Source organism: Candidatus Woesearchaeota archaeon (genome assembly GCA_016928155.1).
Taxonomy (GTDB): Archaea; Nanobdellota; Nanobdellia; order Woesearchaeales; family JAFGLG01; genus JAFGLG01.
In genome coordinates this window covers 63,769-84,617 of sequence record JAFGLG010000017.1, presented here as the reverse complement: position 1 = coordinate 84,617, position 20,849 = coordinate 63,769, and the positions used below count along the sequence as shown (strand labels likewise).

The 20,849-nt window shown below is 46.5% G+C and carries 13 protein-coding genes; 12 read left to right on the top strand and 1 reads right to left on the bottom strand.

The genetic code is table 11. The features are described 5' to 3' along the window. Positions 1–84: 84 nt before the first annotated feature. From JW968_07265 to speD, 10 genes are all read left to right on the top strand, one after another. Positions 85–252, top strand: a complete 168-nt coding sequence (locus JW968_07265; protein ID MBN1386736.1) for a ribbon-helix-helix protein, CopG family — start codon at positions 85–87, stop codon at positions 250–252. After that, a complete protein-coding gene (locus tag JW968_07260; protein MBN1386735.1) occupies positions 236–6,217 on the top strand; it encodes a hypothetical protein in 5,982 nt (1,993 codons plus the stop codon). Before JW968_07265 ends, JW968_07260 begins: the two co-directional genes overlap by 17 nt. Further along, positions 6,214–10,371, top strand: coding sequence for a tandem-95 repeat protein (locus tag JW968_07255; GenBank protein MBN1386734.1), 4,158 nt, complete (start codon positions 6,214–6,216; stop codon positions 10,369–10,371). The genes JW968_07260 and JW968_07255 overlap by 4 nt, the downstream gene beginning before the upstream one ends. Beyond that, the gene (locus JW968_07250; protein MBN1386733.1) at positions 10,368–11,108 is read left to right on the top strand and encodes a hypothetical protein; all 741 of its coding nucleotides are present in this window, start codon (positions 10,368–10,370) and stop codon (positions 11,106–11,108) included. The genes JW968_07255 and JW968_07250 overlap by 4 nt, the downstream gene beginning before the upstream one ends. Before the next feature lie 32 nt (positions 11,109–11,140). Beyond that, positions 11,141–12,157, top strand: coding sequence for a MoxR family ATPase (locus JW968_07245; protein ID MBN1386732.1), 1,017 nt, complete (start codon positions 11,141–11,143; stop codon positions 12,155–12,157). Next, entirely contained in the window at positions 12,154–13,050 is an 897-nt protein-coding gene (locus JW968_07240; protein ID MBN1386731.1) for a DUF58 domain-containing protein, read from the top strand. The genes JW968_07245 and JW968_07240 overlap by 4 nt, the downstream gene beginning before the upstream one ends. Continuing rightward, positions 13,041–13,973: a VWA domain-containing protein gene (locus JW968_07235; GenBank protein MBN1386730.1), complete on the top strand. Its 933-nt coding sequence runs from the start codon at positions 13,041–13,043 to the stop codon at positions 13,971–13,973. Before JW968_07240 ends, JW968_07235 begins: the two co-directional genes overlap by 10 nt. Before the next feature lie 64 nt (positions 13,974–14,037). Beyond that, complete coding sequence (locus JW968_07230) at positions 14,038–14,973, top strand: NOP58 family protein (GenBank protein ID MBN1386729.1); 936 nt, start codon at positions 14,038–14,040, stop codon at positions 14,971–14,973. Positions 14,974–14,997: 24 nt separating this feature from the next. After that, a complete protein-coding gene (locus tag JW968_07225) occupies positions 14,998–15,654 on the top strand; it encodes a fibrillarin-like rRNA/tRNA 2'-O-methyltransferase (protein MBN1386728.1) in 657 nt (218 codons plus the stop codon). A gap of 412 nt (positions 15,655–16,066) precedes the next feature. Beyond that, positions 16,067–16,477 (top strand): adenosylmethionine decarboxylase, encoded by a 411-nt coding sequence (gene speD, locus JW968_07220; GenBank protein MBN1386727.1) that lies wholly within the window; start codon positions 16,067–16,069, stop codon positions 16,475–16,477. Between the two features lie 111 nt (positions 16,478–16,588). Here the strand turns inward: speD and JW968_07215 are convergent, their stop codons facing one another. Then, positions 16,589–18,448: an ATP-binding protein gene (locus tag JW968_07215; protein ID MBN1386726.1), complete on the bottom strand. Its 1,860-nt coding sequence runs from the start codon at positions 18,446–18,448 to the stop codon at positions 16,589–16,591. 398 nt (positions 18,449–18,846) lie between these two features. Between JW968_07215 and JW968_07210 the strand changes: the two genes are divergently transcribed. Together JW968_07210 and JW968_07205 are read left to right on the top strand one after the other, a co-directional pair. Then, the gene (locus JW968_07210; protein MBN1386725.1) at positions 18,847–20,244 is read left to right on the top strand and encodes a cysteine--tRNA ligase; all 1,398 of its coding nucleotides are present in this window, start codon (positions 18,847–18,849) and stop codon (positions 20,242–20,244) included. Then, entirely contained in the window at positions 20,229–20,690 is a 462-nt protein-coding gene (locus JW968_07205; GenBank protein MBN1386724.1) for an NUDIX domain-containing protein, read from the top strand. The genes JW968_07210 and JW968_07205 overlap by 16 nt, the downstream gene beginning before the upstream one ends. Positions 20,691–20,849: the final 159 nt, after the last annotated feature.

The following is a 20,849-nucleotide window of genomic DNA, read 5'->3' as shown; positions in this document are numbered from 1 at the left end:
AACATTTATAAATAAATGTATCAAAATGATATTATTTGTATATCAAAATGATATATGTTGATTCATACAGTAAGAAGGATATAGATGTCTGATCTGGTCCACATAAGAATCGGGAAAGAGCTGAAGAAAAAGATACAGGAACTGATAGACGAAGGCATGTTCTCAAACCAATCTGAGATAACAAGAGAAGCGCTCAGGGATCTTCTGGTCAAATACAAGAAAATAAGGAGGAAAGATGAAGATATCCAATAATGTGATAGCTGTGCTTGTAATCATGTACATCATCACTATCGGATATTCTAATTACTCACTGCACAACCAGATCTCCGGGCAGGTCACAGCTGCCGGGAAAGTCAGGATATGTATAGGTGGAGTCCCCACACTCACCAACCTCCATCCTCAAGCAGGAGTATATTCAGGGGTGATAACAGTATCAGTGTATGCAAACTACACTGACTACAACTTAAATGTCTCTGAAGTCAGCTTTGACTACAGAGGTGCATCCATAGGTTCCCTCGGGACCGATTACTTTGATGGAGATGATTATTTCAATGTGACATGGGATACGACAACAGTGCCGGATTCCATGTGCGGTTATTTTGTGAGGGCAGCAGCCAAGGGAGAATGCGCCGACAGCGGGGTTTTCGGAGGACTGTTCTCAATAAACAATGTGGATATAGAGCCTATCTGGGAGAATTACAAGAACAACTACACGACTAACCTCTCTAATTTTACAGCATGGATACAGTTGTCAGACATAACAATCGGCAACGAGCACGGGGACATCAATTACTCCGGCCCATCAAAAGTGGATCTTGATGAGATGAACATAGATGCAAACCTGATCATCGAAAAAAACTTCATCAGAGCTTATGGCTTCAACACCATGTGCATACTGTCATACCCCCAAATCACACTGCATAACATAAGCGCCATATTGCCGATAATACTGAAAAACGGCGAGTTCTGCAGCGATTGTCTGATAACAGATTTCACGAACGGCTCAATCCTATTTGAAGACACAGCCGGATTCGAGGGGAACTATACCACAATAGAGAACGCATCGCTCAAGGTCAACATATCCATAGAGGACCCGACGCAGGACAACTCACCATATTTCAATGTGACAACATATGCAACAGGCTATGGCGACATATCATTCCCCATCATAGCAAACTGCTCTTACAGGACAGACTACAACCCCACAAGCTTCACCCTGATGGCTGTAACAGGAGGATTTTTACACTGGGATTGGATGCCCAAGCAAAGCCTGATACATCTGTACATACCGCAGATATCACTCTACAAATACATACAGCATTGGAGATACATCGAGGGGAACCACACATTGGATGCATACTGCACCCACGCCAACCTGACAGGCTACGCAAACACAACATTCAGGGTCAAGCCGCCGAACAGGGACAAGGTGTTCTACAAGGAGAACTCTGAGGCCATAATAAGCGTGAAGCTCGAGGAGAGCACACTGAATGTGACCTCTGGTTTCTCAGATATAGACCCATCATTCAACCCGGCAGATGTCACGACTTACAGCAATGGAAGATACTACAATGTGACCTATGGCCTCTCACTGCCAAACACGGTGCAGAACGGGCAGTACAATGTGACGACGACAGCATATAACAACAGCCAGCTGACAATGGACAACACAATGTTCTTCCACATCCACAGGAGCAACACATGGCTGTGGGATGATGTCGATCATGCAGTATCCTGCTACACAAACAATCCCGGATGGTACTTTGACGAGCTGAACTGCTCATGGGTCAGCGACGTCAACTTTGCGATAAAACAGCAGGCTAGTGCACTCGTAGAGGATGAATGCGATGATGGTGTGGACAATGACGGAGACCTGCGCATCGACTGCGATGATCCTGACTGCGCAGGAGTGAGATACGAATGCAGGAACAGCAGGAGCATAGACAGCGCAATATGGCTCGACGACCCATGCATGAACAATGTCTGCTGGTTCGACATGGGAGCTACGACAGTCTATTACATAAAAGCAGTCAAGCCAGGGTCAGATTATACAGCAAAGTTCAAGCAATGCGATGTGGACAGCAAGCTTGTGCAGGTGGCACTAAATGACCTACCGCCCGATTTCGGGATATCAGACAGCACAACCGAGACAAGACAGCTGCCAACCAAGCTGTATACAACAATGTCATTAACATCAAAATCATACACTCCTGACGGCAATCCGGACAATGACAGATTCACAGGACACTTATGGGAGATGCTAAGGTTCGGCATGCCTGCAGAAGCGCCTGGAGGCGGGTATGACATAGAGTTCGTGAGGAGCATGGACGACGGGTACGGTACTGTGAGGCTGTACCAGACAATCAATGTGACAGATTCAGCACCTGCCAATGAAAGCGACTACATAAATTCAAGCGGATATGCCGAATACTGCAATGATGGCATAGACAATGACCTCAACAGCCTTCTATCGACAACAGGCGAATGCGCCGAGATACCTGTGCTTGACTGCCTCGACATCGGCTGCGACGGAGCGCTGATACTGGAAGGCATTAGATGCGAATACGGGACTGAGCTGACATGCGACGACGGATTCGACAATGACGGCGACGGATACATAGACTGCTTCGACAATGACTGCTTCATGGACAACGAGTCATGTCCCCTGATAGATGAGATCTGCTATGACCTCCTAAACAATGACTATGACTACGGATATTTCGGGGTATGGGACAGCAGCACAAGCTATCAGGACAGCACACCGAGCATGATTGCATGGACAGACTGCCTGGATGACGACTGCCATACGCTCGTCGGCAACCTGACACTGGATGCGATATGCGAATTCGGTACAGAACTGACATGCGATGACCGCTTCGACAACGACGCAGACGGCCCATATGACTGCTATGTGAGCGGGTCATATTATGAAAGGGACTGCGACAGATGGCACAGGACATCAGACTACCTTTGTGCTCTCTACGAAGTCATATGCTATGACAACAATGACAATGACCTGGATTATGACCATCCGGCAAGTCCCCAGTTCGGAGGGATAGACTGCGGAGACATAGACTGCGACACAAGAGTCGGCGACCTGAGCAGCGGTGCATTGTGCGAATATGGGACTGAGCTGACATGCGACGATGATTTCGACAATGATCGTGACGGGGACACTGACTGCTATGACCTGACATGCTATGGCACAGGCGGTGTCTGCTATCCATGCCCGTATCAAGAGAACATATCAATCGACTCATGCGCAGACTCATCGGACAATGATGCAGACGGCGCAGCAGACTGCGATGATGCAGACTGCTATGGTCAGGTGGGTCCTGACGGAAGGCTGTGCGGTGTCACAGAGACAGACTGTTCAGACGGCCTTGACAATGACCATGACGGATTCACAGACTGCGATGACATGGACTGCGCAGAATGCTATTACGGGCCGGCCGAGTTCTGCAATGACGGCCTTGACAATGACGGCGACGGGCTATCAGACTGCGGAGATACAGAATGCAACATGGCACTCGTGTGCCTTGGCATAACCCCCACAAATGTAACTGACACAATAGTCGGAGTCAATGTGACCCATGACCAGGTCGTCACTCTGGGGAATAACCTCACAGCTGAGTTCATGGACATAGAATTCAACGGGACTGTCCTCATCCTGATAGGGCATGTCCACTACCCGATAAGCCAGATAAACAGCGAGCCGAACGAGAACAACACCTACATGTATGGAACGACAACAGGATTCATCAAGCTTGTCAACAACAACACAATCCAGCTAGAAAACCCCTCCGGGTTCGAAGGGGATCTTGACCTATCTGCAGCAGTGAACGCAACCGAGATAGGGCTGCATGAGCTAAGGATAACAGTCTCTGTGGAGGGCAATGTCGCCTATTGGGACTCAACGATCTATGTCACAGAAAACGAGCCGCCGCTTGTCACATCAGTAGAACCTCCTCCAGGCACAGTCCTTTACGGAGCAAGCCAGGAAATCGTGATCAATGTGACGGACAACCGGACCTACAATACAGGAATAGACTACTGCGAGATAAACATCTCCGGAGAGGTCTATATCGTCGATGACTGCTCAATGGAATACCCTTTCCCTGACGGGACATGGAACATAAGCTATGTCGTGTATGACGGTGTGGGCAACTCTGCGAGCGGATCATACAACATAACAGTCGTCCGCGGGCCGTACCAGTCAAGCCCTTACTATGCATACACAAACTACCCGGACAGGATGCACTTCTCATCTGAACAGCTGCTTGGCATCGGGGTAAATTTCAACAGCTCAAACGGGTTCACAACAAGCACCGGATGTCTCGTGAAATTCTATCATCTCAATGAGACCTACATAAAGAGCGAGACTGTGCCCATGAATAACCTAACCGGAGACAATAAGATGGTATCATGCACCGGAGAAGTGCCTATCGGCGACATACTCAACACAAACATCACCAGCGAGGTTATCAGATTCGATGTGACAGTAACAGACGATGCTGATATGGATTCCACGTCAGCAAGGCAGTCCATATTCATGTGCAGCAACCTCAATGATTCAGGGGTCTACAGGTGCCTGGACAGCTGCGAGCTCGGATCAATTTTCAATAACCCACCTTATCTTATACAGCCGATACCAGACCAGATATGGAAAGAAGACACATCGCTGACAGGGCTCGACCTAGATGACTATTTCGCAGATCCTGACGGGGACCCGCTGGTATACACATGGAGCTACATAGACAAGATAACAATATCAATGAACCAATACCATGTGCTGACTTTCACACCCGAACCGAACTGGTTCGGCATCAGGCTGGTCACATTCAGGGCAGAAGACCCCTACGGAGAGTTCGTCTACTCGAACCAGGTGATGCTGAAAGTAATGGATATGCCAGATCCACGCCCCAGTCCAGGAGGCGGGGGAGGCGGAGGCGGAGGGGGAAGCCCGGACAGGCCTTCCAAGTGGTGCACTGTCAACTGGACCTGCAATGCATGGTCAGAATGCCTGCCAAGCGGAATACAGATAAGGGTCTGCACTGACATAAACAACTGCGAAAGTCCAATACTCCAGCCAAACCTCACAAGAGAATGCATCTATGAGCCGACATGCCATGACGGCATACAGAACCATGGCGAGACAGGCATAGACTGCGGTGGGCCATGCTCTCCATGCCCGACTTGCAATGACGGGATCCATAATGGCGCAGAACAGGGAATCGATTGCGGAGGGCCATGCCCTCCATGCCCATTATGCAGGGATGGAATCAAGAACCAAGGAGAGGAAAGGACAGACTGCGGTGGGCCATGCCCTCCATGTCCGACTTGCCATGACGGCATACAGAACCAGGGCGAGACAGGGATAGATGTGGGAGGCCCATGCCCGCCAAAGAGACTTTATGAGCAGCCCATGATGATAATGTGGGTCATATTATGGTGGCTCCTGATCATACTGGCGCTGTGCCTGCTTGCCGGATACCTCTTCTACAAATACTACGGCAAGTACCTGCCTGACCTGCTCTATAATATACTGAGATGGTTCCCAGCGGCAGCAAAGAGGAAAGATGACTTCGGATTCATCATACTCCAGGCAGTCAGGGTGACAGAGCTGGAAGAGAAGAGTGCCGTCGACAAGCTGGAGACCCTCGCCTATATCCTGAGAGTTTTCATGAAAGAGGTATTCGACACCAAATATTCATCGACCCTTGAAGAGATGATAGACGATGCTAGGAGGAACATAGACAACATACTCCTAAAAGACCTGATAACCCATTATATCCTGAAACTCAATGACAAGGTCTATGGAAAGAAGCAGACAGATGGCGGGGAGCTCAAGGAATTCTTTGAGAACATAAGGAAGATAGTGACAAGTTCAGTGGATGTGCCTGCCAAGGAGCAGAATGAGGCATATGAGACCCCGCTCAAGGATAAAGAAGAAATATTTAAAAAACTGAGAGAGATTGAAAGACGCAGGAAAGTCTCAAAGGGGATACAGGCTTTCAACATCAGGATCAGGAAGATAAACACAGCAATCAAGACAAAGAAGATAGGGGTATCAGAGCTGGAGAATCTCAGGAGATCATACGAAGCGGCAAACGACATATACAAGAAGATGAACAAGGATGAAAGGACAGCATCCTATGAATCCCTGAAGTCAGCACATGAGAAGATAACAAGACTGGAGGAGGGCCAGCCAGAATGATAGCCGAAAAGAGGTGGATACTGTATGCGATGCTACTTGTGATAGTCGCACCCTTCGTAATCGCAGCCACATTCACATTCAGTCCCCCTATCCATGGAACCGTCTTTTATCTCACACAAGGTGTCTCCTGGAGCTATGACGTAAACGTATCCATAGATGAGTCCAATGTGTCTTATGCTATACAAAATAACACTTTCTCTTCACTAACCATAAATGAGGATACAGGGGTCTTGAATTTCACACCTAACAATGATGATGTGATAATATGGTATAAAGCTGTGACAATAATTGCGATAAATGTGAGCGATAAGACAGGATTTGATCGTGAAGTTGCCACAATTGGTTTCAACATAACAAACATCAACGATCCACCAAACATCACCTCAGTAAGCCCATACAATGAGTCAGACCCAGACAATTTCACGACAGAGATAGACGAGCTTGAGCCATTATACATGAACATCACTGTTATTGATGTCGATATGCTTACCTATGAAGGGGACACACTCAACTACACATGGTATATTGATGGCGTGATAAACGAGACAGTGCTGAACTCGACAAGCCTGAACGCAACCTACATACCAGATTACCTCTCTGCAGGACCCAATGCATCAATGGTGCACAACATCACAGTCAAGGTGACAGATAGCCATGGCGCTTCTGACAATTACACATGGAGAGTCAATGTCACAGACATGAACAGGCCCCCATGGCTTGACCAGAACATAACCCCTGACTACTTCAACTGGACAGAAGACACAAACCTGACAGATGTGTTCAACCTTGATGACTATTTCAAGGACAATGACACAGACAATTATCCATTGACTTACATAGCAAACTATGCCGGGTCAGACATGCAGGTAAACATCACAGAAACAGGTGCATGGAACCATACAGTATCATTCTATCCAGACCAGGACTTCTTCGGTGTCATAATACTGACTTTCAACGCATCAGACTACATGAATTCAACAGAAAGCAATAATGTGACATTGAACGTGACCCCAGTCAATGATGCACCATACATTTATCCTGTGCCGAACCAGACAGCATTTGTGGGAGCGCCATTCCTGCTGAAGATAGATGCCTATGATGTCGATGATACTGCGCTGAACTACTACAATAACCATACAGGGCTGTTCAACATATCGGCCAGCGGGCTGATAAACTTCACACCCACAGCCGGCCAAGTCGGCAATTATACTGTCAGGATATGGGTCGATGACAACAAAGTGAACAGCACAATCAGCTTCAACCTAGAGATAATGGCCAACAATATACCAATACTGAGACCTTACCCGATACCAGATGAAATAGTACCTGAAAAATCGCTTTATTCCCTCTATGTCAATGCGACAGACCTCGACAATGACAGCATGACATTCTACAGCAACTTCAGCTATTTCAGCGTCAATCAGGTCAATGTCAACTCTTCATTCGCCTATGCGACATTCAGCTTCACACCCAGCCAGATCCATGTGGGGCTCAATACAATCAGAATATATGTCAATGATTCGCACGGAGCAGTGAACAGCAGCACATATCTGCTTAACATAACAGACCAGAATGATCCGCCTGTGCTGGGGCCGATACCTGATCCCATAATAACAAGAGTGAACAAGACATACACGATCCGCATAAACGCTTCTGATACAGACCTAGACATAGAAACATTCTACGAGAACAGCACATACTTCAACATAACAGACATAACCGGGGCAGGCACAGGATATGCGACCGGCCTCATCAACTTCACACCAGACCATACTGGCTGGGAATATGTCAGGATAAGCGTCAATGATTCCCTGCGCTTCAATGATGAGGTGATTGTGCTGGTTAATGTGACAGACAACCACGCCCCTTATTTCACAAATGTGCCGGGCATGATGAACTGCTCAGAGGACAGCCTGTGCGAATATGACATAGATGCGGATGATTTCGACAATGACGACCTGTATTATTACAGCAATGCAAGCATATTCACCATAAACGAGACAACAGGACTGATATCGTTCACGCCTGGATGGGAGCTAGTCGGCCTCTATTCAATCTATCTCAATGTGACAGATGGAGAGCTCTGGAACTCAACAAACTTCACCTTGAACATCAGTGCAGTCAATGATACCCCCTATTTCGACCCGCCAATCGATTCATATCCTGAATGGGATTCAGTGTATGAAGGGTTCAATTTCTTCCTGGTGCTCAATGCGACAGACGAGGAGAATGATACGCTGAACTTCTCAAATGTTTTCATAAATGAGACAAACCTGTTCAACATCAGCATATACAACCTCACGCTCAGGCAGGCGCTGATAAATTTCACGCCAAACATAACACAAGTGGGCAACCACACAGTCAACATATCTGTAACAGACGGGAATTCAACAAATACCACTACATTAAGATTCGAAGTCCTGTTCTACAATGATCCTCCTGAGATATTATGGTGGAATGCGACAAACGGAACATACTGGACAAATGAGACAAACCTCACAATACTGGAGACAGACACCTGGACTTTCATAATAAATGCGACTGATCCAGACCTGCCATACAATGATTCCTTGAGCTATAACTGGACAATGGATAGAAAGAGCAAGCAGATAAATGGCACAGAGTATGATTACTATCCAGGGTACTTTGCCCAAGGGAACCATACACTCAATGTGACAATAACTGACAGGTGGGGTGAGAACACAAGCTTCTGGTGGCATATAGAGGTATTGAATGTGAACAGGGCACCTGTATTCGGAAAAAAGGAATACCTATCAGAAGGATCATTCCAGAACGGGACATTCATCAACCTCACATTCCAATCAGGCAGAATGAAACTTGCAGACCCACCTCCGCCATACCTGAGCGGGCTCTACACATCAGAGATCATCGACATGGTAGAGGATGACGGAAACTTCAGGTTCTCGATCATGGATCTGGGATCCTCAGAGCCGAACGGCACAAACATAACATTCCAGACAAGGAGCTCACAATACGAGACAACAGATTTCACAGACTGGTCTGACCCGGGAAATGCGACAAGCAATGCAATAGACAGCCCAAGCTACCAGTTCTTCCAATACCGGTTACTGTTCAGATCAAATGAATCAGGAGAGAGCCCATCACTAGCCAATGCAACAGTCAATTACGTCATAAGCAACCTCACGAGAGACGAGGATGTGATAGTCGACCCATGGATAGACCTCGATGACTTCTTCTATGATGCAGACGGGAACACAGAGCTGCACTACAATGTGTCAGGAGCAGTCCACCTTGAGATACTGATAAACACCTCAAACAACAAGGTCTCAATCTTCCCAGAGGCAGACTGGTCCGGTGTCGAGACAGTTTATTTCACAGCATCAGACGGGAATGCGACCGCATGGAGCAACAACATAACAATAATCTACAATCCAGTAGAGGATGAGACCCAGACCCAGACAGAGACAATCACAAGGACAGTGACAAGGACAAGCCTCAAGAGGGAAGAGGTGCGGGTATTCACGCCAATAAAAATACTTTATCCGGGCAACATAACCATGTACAAGAACAACACATTCATGACACCAATATACATCAAGAACAACGGCAACCAGACATTCAGGGGAGTGAACCTGACATTTGAGGCAGAGAATCCCGATATAAAAGCATATTTCAGCGAGCCATACTTCGACGAGATAGGAGTCAACGAGCAGGAATATACCGAGATGTACATAGAGTCATACAAGATCTTCGGGACATATGAGATAATCATAAGGGCAAATGTGACCAGCCCCGCATTCTCAGACAGTGCAAAGATATACATAAACTCCCTCGAGAAGGCAGAAGGCAACAGGACAGCTGTCAATACAAAAGTCGCTTTCACAAGAGACCTGCTCCAAAGGAATCCCAAATGCCTGGAACTCAACGAAGTCCTTGAACGAGCCGAGGAACAGATAGATCTTGGGAACTATGAAGAGGCAGACAAGATGCTCGAACAGGTGCGTACAGTGTGCAACTACCTGCTTGAGCCACCTGAGAAAGAGGTCCAGAACCCCAGGATACTCAATGCTATAGGAAACTCACTCCTGTTCATGTTCGGATTCATGCTGGTAGGGCTCACATCAATTGCCGGATATTTCATCTACAGGAGATACGGAGGCAGGAAAAAATGAAAAAAGCCCCTCCAAAAAATCGTCAGAATCGTCAGAATCGTCAGAAGCAGCAGAAGCAGGCGAAAAGGAAAATACTCGGCGAGATAATGATAGACAAGGCAGAGCACCTGCACACGCAGAACATGCTCGAAGAACTCAATCAGATAGTCAAGAGATTCTTCTCTGAATACTATGCTCTGCCGCATGAATACACAATAGAAGAGATACCCGGCATTGTCCAGAAAAAATCAAAGGGGATGGGCGAGGTATTCTACAGGAGCGTGACAGAATTCTCCGGAGCGCTCACACAGAAAAGATACAGCGGGGGATCCGTGACCAAGGAAGAGCTGCAGGACCTAGTAAAAGAATTCGAGAGGATAATAGAGAAGCTCACATCAGCAGGCTCGTCCCATACAGCAGAGAAAAAAGAACTCGAGAGACAGGAAGATAAGGCCAGAGAGAAGGAAACAGAGATGAAGAGATACCATGAGAAGCTAAGCATGCCCATCGAGCCTGAGAATCCGAAAGCAATCAGGCCAGAGAAGACAATAGAGAAAAAAGTCGAGCCAGAGCCACAGCATCCGGAGACTGAGAGGACAAAGTCCGAGAAGCAAGAAGCCCGGAAGCCAGTAAAACCAGTGATCAAGAGAATAAAATCCTTATTCGTAGAGGAGAATCACAATGATGTTATAAAGCTGAAGAAAGAGTCCGGAAGGATAAGACAGATGGCGTCAAAAGCCGCAAAAATCAGGATATAACCAAACAGGTGATCAAAATGCTGAAACAGATAATGCAAAAAGCCAAGACAATAAATACTGGGGAGAAGAAATCAGAGTTCAACGGGAAATGCCAGTTATACAATGAAGACCTGCAGAAAGCAAGAGAGGAGATATCAAAAGCAGTGGTGGGCCAGGATCATGTCGTGAACAGCCTTTTCAGGGCGCTGATCGCCAGCGGGAACGTACTTCTTGAGGGAGTGCCCGGGATAGCCAAGACACTCCTTGTCAAGACCCTTGCTAGCGTAACAGGGTGCAGCTTCAAGAGGATCCAGTTCACAGCGGACCTGCTGCCTACAGACATCACAGGAATCACGGCTTATGACGAGAAGAAAGGATTCTATGTCGTCAAGGGTCCGATCTTCAGCAACTTCGTGCTCGCAGACGAGATAAACAGGGCACCGCCCAAAGCCCAGTCCGCACTCCTTGAGTGCATGCAGGAGAAACAGGCAACAATCGGAAAGGAGACATACAACATCGACAGGCCATTCTTCGTACTTGCGACGCAGAACCCCATAGAATCTCTCGGGACATATCCCCTCCCGGAGGCACAGGTCGACAGGTTCCTGTTCAAGCTGAACATAATGTACCCCGACATAAACCAGGAAAAGGAGATACTCGAGAAGAACATGACCCTGGAAGGACTGGAGAAGCCCGAGATGAAAATAATCCTCACAAAAGAGAAGCTCCTGGCGATGCAGTCAGATGTCCACAAGATATTCATGGATGACAAGGTCAGGCAATATCTTGTCAGCCTTGTAGATGCAACAAGATTCCCGAAAAATTACCATCTGAAGATGGGCAAGTACATAGAATGGGGTTGCTCTCCCAGGGCATCTATCGGTCTCTTCATTGCAGCCAAGGCAGAGGCGCTGATGAACAACAGGAACTATGTGACCCCCAATGATGTCAAGACCATAGCGCATGATGTGCTCAGACACAGGATACTGCTCAACTATGAAGGACAGAGCGAAGGGATAAATTCAGACAGTGTGATAGATGAGATACTGGAGAAAGTGCCGATACCATGACTGAAAGAAGCCTCAACATAAACCTGAAGCCGCTGCTGAAAAAGCTTGAGATTGTCACAAAACAGACAACCCGCGGTGCAGGAGGGATACAAGGCGAGTTCAGGAGCTACTTCAAAGGCATAGGCCTCGAGTTCGCTGACTACAGGGTATACACGCCGGCGGATGACGCCTCAAAGATAGACTGGAAGGCCAGCCTGAGAGCAGGCGAGACACTGATAAAAGAGTATATGGAAGGGAGGAACCTGAATGTGTTCTTCGTGATAGATGTGAGCGACAGCATGATAACAGGCACAGCAGAGAAGCTGAAGTGTGAATATGCAGCAGAGGTCGCAGCGAACATAGCATTCGCAAGCCTGGAATCCCAGAACAATGTAGGATACATCATGTTCAGCGACACAGTCAAGGCATTCAAGATGCCAAAGAGGGGGAACCAGCAGCTGTTCCTGCTCTCAAAAGATATATCAAACCCTTACTTATACGGAGGCAGGAACAATTTCGATGATCCAATAAAATTCATAATGAGAGCACTGCCACAGGGAAGCATGCTGATACTCATCTCTGACTTCCTGAGCCTGTCAAAGAGCTGGGAAGAAGCAATGCAACTCCTATCACAGAAATTCGACCTGATATGCATAATGATACGCGACAGGATAGACTACGAGCTTCCGGGGAAAGGAGAGATAATTGTCTCAGACATAAACACAGGACAGCAGATGCTCATAGACACAAGCCAGGTCAGGAGCAGATATCATACAGACAGCGAGAGCTACCTCGCGCATGTAAAGAGTGTGATATCAAAATCCAAGGGAGACCTTCTCGTGCTCGAGACTCACGAGCCGTTCAACCAGAAGATAAGGAGATTCTTCATTGAGAGGCAGGCAAGATGGAGATAACATTCACACATCCCGTATACCTGTGGTTCCTACTCAGCATCCCACTGCTCATAGCCACCCATTTCCTGACCCTCAGATTCACACAGCTAAGGGCGCTGAAATTCGCGAACTACAAGGCGCTCGAGAGAGTGACAGGCAAGAAAGTCATAACAAAGAACTACACTCTCCTCGCATTCAGGCTATCCATACTCTTCTTCCTGATATTCTCCATAGCAGGAGCAGTCCTCTGGTATGAAGGCAAAGTCAGCGACTTCTCCTATGTCATAGCGCTGGATGCGTCAGGAAGCATGATAGCAGACGATTTCCACCCGAGCAGGTTCGAGGCAGCCAAAGAGACAGCGCAGATATTTGTCGACAGCATCGGTGCATACACGGATATAGGGCTTGTCAGCTTCGCAGGCACAGCATCAATAGAGTCAGACATGACAATCCTCAAAAACAATGTCAACAGCGGGATACGCGGCATGGAGATAAGCCCGAGCGGAGGCACAGACCTCGGAGAAGCGATAATAACATCTGCAAACCTCCTTGAAGGGGCAGACAATGCCAAGGCGATAGTGCTGCTCACAGACGGGCAGAGCAATGTCGGAACGCACCCAGACACCGGCATAGAATTCGCCAGGAGGAAGAATGTGGCAGTACACACGATAGGGATAGGCACAGAGCAGGGAGGAAAATTCGCAGGGATAGACATAATAAGCATGCTGGATGAGCCATTGCTGAAGAAGATCTCATCTGAGACAGGCGGCAAATACTTCAGGGCAGAGAGCAAAGAAGACCTGGCAGCAGCATTCATGGAGATAGCGTCATTCAACATACAGAACATACCAATAAAACTGCAGGTGCCCCTGCTATTCCTGTCCTTATTGCTGCTATTCATAGAGTGGGGCATGATAAACACGAGATTCAGGATACTGCCTTGAAGCATTTTCACAAAGCCACCTCCAAAGCAAATATATTTAAACAGGCCCGGAGTCCATGAAAACAATGGCAGGATACATATACACAACATCAGAAGCACAATTCCTCATAGATGAGGGCATGAAGAATGCAAAGAGAATAGGGGACGGGCTCTCTGATGAGGAGATGCTGGAGAAGGCACAGGGCAAGATAACAGACAGAGAGCAAGAGAGCTGCAAGCAAAATTCTGCCAGGCTGCTGTATGCCATAAACAATGCGATCGCAGAAAATGACCTGCAGAAGATACGCAGGGCAATGCTCCTGGTGCATGCCGATCCCGGGAACAGGGAGAAGGCCATCAGGACAGTGAAGATGCAGGTGAGCAATTCTGTCAATGACGACAACCTCATAATCCAGACGACAAGCAGCATAGAGGAGCTTGACAAGTCAATAAACACCCACGCAAAGAGGCTCAGAGAGTGGTTCTCCCTCCATGTGCCGGAGATAGACAGGAGCATACAGGACCACGAGCAATATGCCGACGAGATATTAGGGTGCAAAGGAAAGAAGAGGGACGACGTGCTCAAGGCCCGCTCCATAGAGATCACAATGGGCAGGGACCTCCCGCCAGAGGACCTTGAGGAGATATACTCTCTGGCAGAGCACACAAAAGGCCTGTTCAGGCTGAGGAAGAAACACATGGAATACCTCGACAATGTCGAGGAGAGATACTGCCCCCACATGAAGAAGATAGGCGGGACAATGATAGTGGCAAAGCTGCTATGCATAGCAAAGAGCCTGAAGAAGCTTGCCGAAGTGCCAAGCAGCACAATACAGATCCTCGGAGCAGAGAAAGCCCTGTTCAGGCATCTCAAGACAAAAGCGAAACCGCCGAAATACGGTGTGCTCTACAGCCATCCTGAGGTCCAGAAGGCAAAACGGGACCAAAGGGGGAAAACAGCGAGGAAGCTCGCATCAAAGCTGTCCATTGCGGCAAAACAGGACTACTTCGGCAAGAAATGAAATAATGATGCAGCAAGAAATAAAATGAAAAAGACCAGATTTGACAGCGTGTTCGAAGCGAACAGGAGGATCTATACAGAGAACCTGGTCCCAGGCACGCAGGTCTACGGAGAAAGGATATGGCGGGAAGGCGGCAAAGAGTACCGCGAGTGGGACTGCTTCAAATCAAAGCTCGGCGCTGCGATGATGCTCGGGATCAGGGAGACCGGGATAATGAGAGGGGCAAAAGTGCTCTACCTGGGAGCAAGCACAGGAACCACAATAAGCCATGTGTCAGACATAGTCAAAGATGGTGTGGCTTTCGGGGTCGAGTTCGCTCCGAGAATGATGAGGGATCTTGTGTTCCTGTGCCAGGAAAGGAAAAACATCATCCCGATAATGGCAGATGCATTCCACCCAGAGAGATACCTGCATCTTGTGCCGCAGACAGATGCGGTCTTCCAGGATATCGCACAGAAGAACCAGGAAGAGATATTCAGGAAGAACTGCCAGCTCTATCTTAAGAACGGGGGAAGAGGGATACTTGCACTGAAGGCAAGATCTGTCGATGTGACAAAGAAACCAAGAGACATCTTCCAGGAGACTGAGAAGAAGCTCAGGGAGTGGGCCAGGATAATCGACATAAGAGATATAGGGGACTATGAGAAGGACCATTGCGTATTCGTAATAGAAATAAGGTAAAATTTTCCTTTTTAAAGCCAACAAAAGCCAGAAAAAACATTATTTTTTCAAAGAGGCTTATTTTTTGAATCAAATGGCAAAAAATGTTCTAGAATGTTTTCAAACACTTATTATGTCTTAAAAATTTCTTTTCTCTGCTTTAACCTGTCCCTTTCAAAAACAAAATATTTATATAGTTGTTTTGCTTCAAATCTAATTCTCAATAAGCCCTTTTTTGATTTAACAAGGTTTATATTGAATTTTATTGAAATGAAAAGGAAAAAACCTGATTTGAATCAAAATAAAGGGATAAAATTGGCCTTTTTTAACCAAAAGCAGAATTATTTGGCCCAGAACAATACTATCAAAAACACACCCTGAAAAAGGGTTGGAGGGTAGAATGGCAACAAAGGCTTTGAAAAAATCAACAGAAATGAGCTTCACCGGACTCAGGAGGAAGGTGGTGGGCTTGGGTTATGGTCCTCATCTCACAATTGACGGTTATAATGCAGACAAGAAGGCATTGGGCGATTATCTCCTAGTAAGAGATGTCCTCGACAACCTGCCGTCTGTAATCGGCATGACAAAGATAATCCCGCCCTATGTGATAAAGTACGACGGCAAGCACAAGCCAGAGGACTGGGGCATCACAGGATTCGTGGTGATCGCCGAGAGCCACATAAGCATCCACACATACCCTGACAAGGGGTATATCGCATTCGACATCTTCTCATGCAGGCAGTTCGATGCGGACAAGGCTTTCGACTACATCATCAATGCATTCAAGATCAAGAGATTCGAGAAAAACCTTGTCCAGAGAGGGCTTGAGTTCCCAAGGACATAATTTTTTTTATATTCTTTAATTGAATCTTTTTTAGTGGCAGCAGCAATGCTATCAGGAAGCCCTGAATTCATCAAGAAATTAGAAGAAAACAATCAAAAATCTAGCAAAGGCCTAGTATTTTTTAAAGCCAATTCTTGGACCGCTCGGCTTAGGTTTTGACCTTTCTATCTCATCCAACCAATCTTTGGTTGTCAGAATATAACCTTTCCCCTGATTCACAGACAGCTCTTCTGCTTTGTAAAGCAGAGACGAGAAGACACTCCTCTTTTCACCAACCAGATCTCTGCCAGACAAACCTTCACTCGCCTTCGCAATCGCATTGTAATCAATTTCACCAAACAGGCCAGGCCGGAAATCACTCCTGTATCTTTCTGTTCTTCTTCTGACCAGCTCTGCCCTTGCTTCCAAGTCAGGCAATGGCACATAAATTGTATCTAATCTCTGGATTATCGCTCCATCAATAACATCAAGACGATTGGTAGTACCAATCATATATACATTATCCTGCTTTTTAAATCCATCCAAGAAACCCAACAGAATATTCACGATTCTTGCCTCTGTCCCATGAGAACTTGAGTCACTCATTTCCCTTTTCCTTCCCAGAGCATCAAATTCATCGATTATCAGTATGCACCGGTCATATTTTGCCGCTTCTCTCAGCAGATTCCCCAGATTATTTTCAGACTCTCCTGAAAATTTGCTCAATATATCATAAGATTCGCATAACAAGAATTTCGCTTCTGCATCATTAGCCATTGCTCTGGCCAACAAAGTCTTTCCAGTCCCAGAAGGGCCATGAAGCAAAACACCTGCTTTTGGTGTTATACCAAATTCTCTATATCTTTCAGGATTCTTAAAATGATTGCATGCCCTCATCAACTCTTTTTTTGCTTCAACAGCCCCGACAACATCGTCCAATGTGACAATACCTGAATCTTCGGCTTTTCTCGTATCTGGCTTTTTCTGAACATAATGCGGCTTCAGTATCTGCGCTGATTTCGGCTTATCCTCAATTGATGTGCCTGATCCTGCCTTCTGCTGCACATCTGTGAAGCTGCCAATCTTGAAATGGCCTGTGCCAGGATCAGGGTGATAACAATACAGCTTTGTTCCCTGATAATCCCTGATGTCATATGATTTTGCCACGCCTTTTAGACCTTTATCATAATGAAAAATAACATCATCGGTCCGAGAAAACATATAAGCAACCTGCACCTCGCCGATTGATTTAATCGGCTCTCCCAAATATGTGAACACAGAGTTAACACCCCTTTCCAGTGTTTGACAAATCCTAACAAGATTGTCAATAATAATAACTTCTTTTGCGGGCATATCATCCGGCAATCTAGCCATCCTGGATTTTTTTTGGGTCGTTTCAGCAATCTTTTTCCTTCCAAGGAATCCTTTGGCCTCTTGCCTGACTTTTTCAGTTATCTCCCTCTGAAGATTACCTTCTAAGTCAGCATTTATCCCAATACTCAAGCCAAACAAATTATCCCTATCCCCAAAAATATGCCCCAATTCAATTAATCCATCCTTTTCTTTATGATGATCCAAACTTAAAATGAAATCCCCCAAATCAACACCATGCAACGGAAACCCGATGGGTAATCTTTCAATGTCTTTCTGTCTGAATAAACGCTGGGTCCTCAAATACCCCCCGATAACATATTCATACCCATCACCAGCCATACTGATTCTCATATCCTGGATGATAGGATCACCGCGGAAAGTTACCACCTCATTGACTGCAGCAGTATACTTCTCAGTGTCATCTATTTGAAAATCTTCGCAATCTATCACTAAACCTGTGTCTTCTAAGTCCGCGAATATCGAAACCTGCTTTTCTGAAGGATTAACAAATTGCAGGCCAATCTCAGTAACCGAATCACCCCTTTCAGATATGGGTAAATGGATCAATGATGGGTTCTGAACTGCTATTGAGATATATCTGCTTTTTTCCGGGTTCATCTAAACAGGGGATTTCAAGGAATATATATAGATTTCGTAATGTTATTACTCTTAAGATATAAATATACTCTTAAATCACTTAGTCACTTCACTGTCAAATCAAGAGCACTGACAAAATCCTGAGCATACAGAAATATTTACTCTCTTATCTGGCAATCCAGCCATATCCCGGATGCCCTGATAGTCTACCATGGATCAAAGCACCATAAGCCAAATGATAATTTTTAAGCCAGATGATAGTTTTGCCTTAATAGCCTGGGTTGCCGAAATGCGCTTGTTCTGCCAGAACAACTCTCCTGATCAGGGCTAATCGGCTCAAGCCCCGGATGACAAGTATCGGTCATGAATGCATCGTACCATGACATCAGATTTTTAAATCAGCAAATTATACCCTTGCTATGGCATTCAAAATATTCAACACACTGACACGCGAGAAGGACATGTTCAAACCCATTGTCCAGGGCAAGGTCGGCATGTATACATGCGGGCCCACAGTCTATAATTTCGCGCACATAGGCAATTTCAGGGCATATGTGTGCTCTGACCTCCTGCGCAGATATCTGGAGCATTCCGGCCATGATGTCAGGCATATCATGAACCTCACAGATGTCGACGACAAGACAATCAGGGACTCACAGAAAGAGGGAGTCTCTCTCAAAGAGTTCACCGAAAGATATTCCAGGGCGTTCTTCGAGGATATCGATATGCTTAATATCGAAAGGGCCCATGCATTCCCGAAAGCCACAGAGCACATACCTGAGATGGTGAATGCTGTCAAGAAACTGATGGCGGACGGGGTCGCGTACAAAGGAGAGGACGGATCAATATACTATTCTGTGGCCAAATTCCCAGACTATGGGAAGCTCTCAAAAATAAGAGCGGATGAGCTGCAAGCAGGAGCCAGAGTGAAACAGGACGAATACACAAAGGAAAGCGCGCGCGATTTTGCGCTCTGGAAATCATATGATCCATCTGATGGGGATGTGTACTGGGAGACGGAACTGGGTAAGGGACGGCCTGGATGGCACATAGAGTGCAGCGTGATGTCTACAAAGTATCTGGGCAACCACTTCGATATCCATTGCGGCGGAATAGACCTCGTGTTCCCGCATCACGAGAACGAGATCGCACAGGCAGAGGCATATTCCGGAGAGAAATTCGTCAACTACTGGGTGCACAACGAATGGATACTTGTCGACGGCAAGAAGATGTCAAAATCACTCGGCAATTTCTATACGCTGCGGGATCTTCTCCAAAAAGGATATCCTGCGATGGCGATAAGGTACCTGCTCCTGTCGACACATTACAGGGTGCAGCTCAACTTCACGCTGGACGGCATCGAAGCAGCCAAGAGCACAGTCAACAGGCTGAATGAATTCATAAGGAACCTGAAAGATGTGAAAGAAGGGGAAGAAAATCCTGAGATCAGCAAAGATATCGAAGCTGCACGAACAGGATTCAATGAGAAGATGGATGATGACCTCAACATATCAGAGGGACTCGCTGTATTGTTCGAATTTGTCAGGAAGATCAACATCTCCATCCAGGAAAAGAGGATATCACATGAAGATGCGGCTTCGGTCATTAAATTCATGCAGCAGACAGACAAGGTGCTCGGCGTGATGACCTTCGAAGATGAAGAGATGCCCCCGGATCTTGCTGAGATGATAGAAAAAAGAAAAGCTGCGCGAGCAGCAAAGGACTGGGCAGAGGCAGACAGGATAAGAGACATGATCAAGGAGAAAGGCTATATAGTCGAGGATTCCAAGGACGGGTTCAGATGGAAAAGGGCCTGAGGCTGGATCTAGTTGTCTGCGGCCATCTGATACATGACAATAAACTGCTTCTCATACACCACAAGAAACTTGACATGTGGCTGCCTCCAGGAGGCCATATAGACAAGGATGAAACGCCTGATGACACCCTCATACGTGAGTTCAAAGAGGAAGTCAATCTTGATATAGAGATCCTCAACAGGAATGATGTCGATCCTGCTGGCAACATAATATCACAGCTTGCACTGCCATTCTACTGCAATGTCCACAGTGTGGGGGACCATGCTCACAGCTGTTCATTCTATCTGTGCAGAGCTCTCAAGAATGAAATCAAGAAGAAGGATGATGAAGTCAATGATTTCAGATGGTTCACAAAAGAAGAATTGAACGATCCTTCAGTGCCAGTTGATGTCAGGAACATCGGATTCAAGGCATTCGAGGCGCTTGACAGACTTAAAAGACAATAATCATGCATATCTTATTCTGAGCATCCTCTGCCTTGCTTGACTCACATAAAAATTTCAAAGGATTACAACCAGATCCGCGCTGCGGATCTGGATAAACCCTGATATATTCTTTGAAATTTTTCCTTCAAGAGAACTTGGCAAAGAAGAGAGCGAAAAGGA

Excerpts from the sequence above, each read along its gene's own strand:
- JW968_07265 (MBN1386736.1), top strand. The coding sequence starts at position 85 with ATGTCTGATCTGGTCCACATAAGAATCGGGAAAGAGCTGAAGAAAAAG.
- JW968_07260 (MBN1386735.1), top strand. The coding sequence starts at position 236 with ATGAAGATATCCAATAATGTGATAGCTGTGCTTGTAATCATGTACATC.
- JW968_07255 (MBN1386734.1), top strand. The coding sequence starts at position 6,214 with ATGATAGCCGAAAAGAGGTGGATACTGTATGCGATGCTACTTGTGATA.
- JW968_07250 (MBN1386733.1), top strand. The coding sequence starts at position 10,368 with ATGAAAAAAGCCCCTCCAAAAAATCGTCAGAATCGTCAGAATCGTCAG.
- JW968_07245 (MBN1386732.1), top strand. The coding sequence starts at position 11,141 with ATGCAAAAAGCCAAGACAATAAATACTGGGGAGAAGAAATCAGAGTTC.
- JW968_07240 (MBN1386731.1), top strand. The coding sequence starts at position 12,154 with ATGACTGAAAGAAGCCTCAACATAAACCTGAAGCCGCTGCTGAAAAAG.
- JW968_07235 (MBN1386730.1), top strand. The coding sequence starts at position 13,041 with ATGGAGATAACATTCACACATCCCGTATACCTGTGGTTCCTACTCAGC.
- JW968_07230 (MBN1386729.1), top strand. The coding sequence starts at position 14,038 with ATGGCAGGATACATATACACAACATCAGAAGCACAATTCCTCATAGAT.
- JW968_07225 (MBN1386728.1), top strand. The coding sequence starts at position 14,998 with ATGAAAAAGACCAGATTTGACAGCGTGTTCGAAGCGAACAGGAGGATC.
- speD (MBN1386727.1), top strand. The coding sequence starts at position 16,067 with ATGAGCTTCACCGGACTCAGGAGGAAGGTGGTGGGCTTGGGTTATGGT.
- JW968_07215 (MBN1386726.1), bottom strand. The coding sequence starts at position 18,448 with ATGAACCCGGAAAAAAGCAGATATATCTCAATAGCAGTTCAGAACCCA.
- JW968_07210 (MBN1386725.1), top strand. The coding sequence starts at position 18,847 with ATGGCATTCAAAATATTCAACACACTGACACGCGAGAAGGACATGTTC.
- JW968_07205 (MBN1386724.1), top strand. The coding sequence starts at position 20,229 with ATGGAAAAGGGCCTGAGGCTGGATCTAGTTGTCTGCGGCCATCTGATA.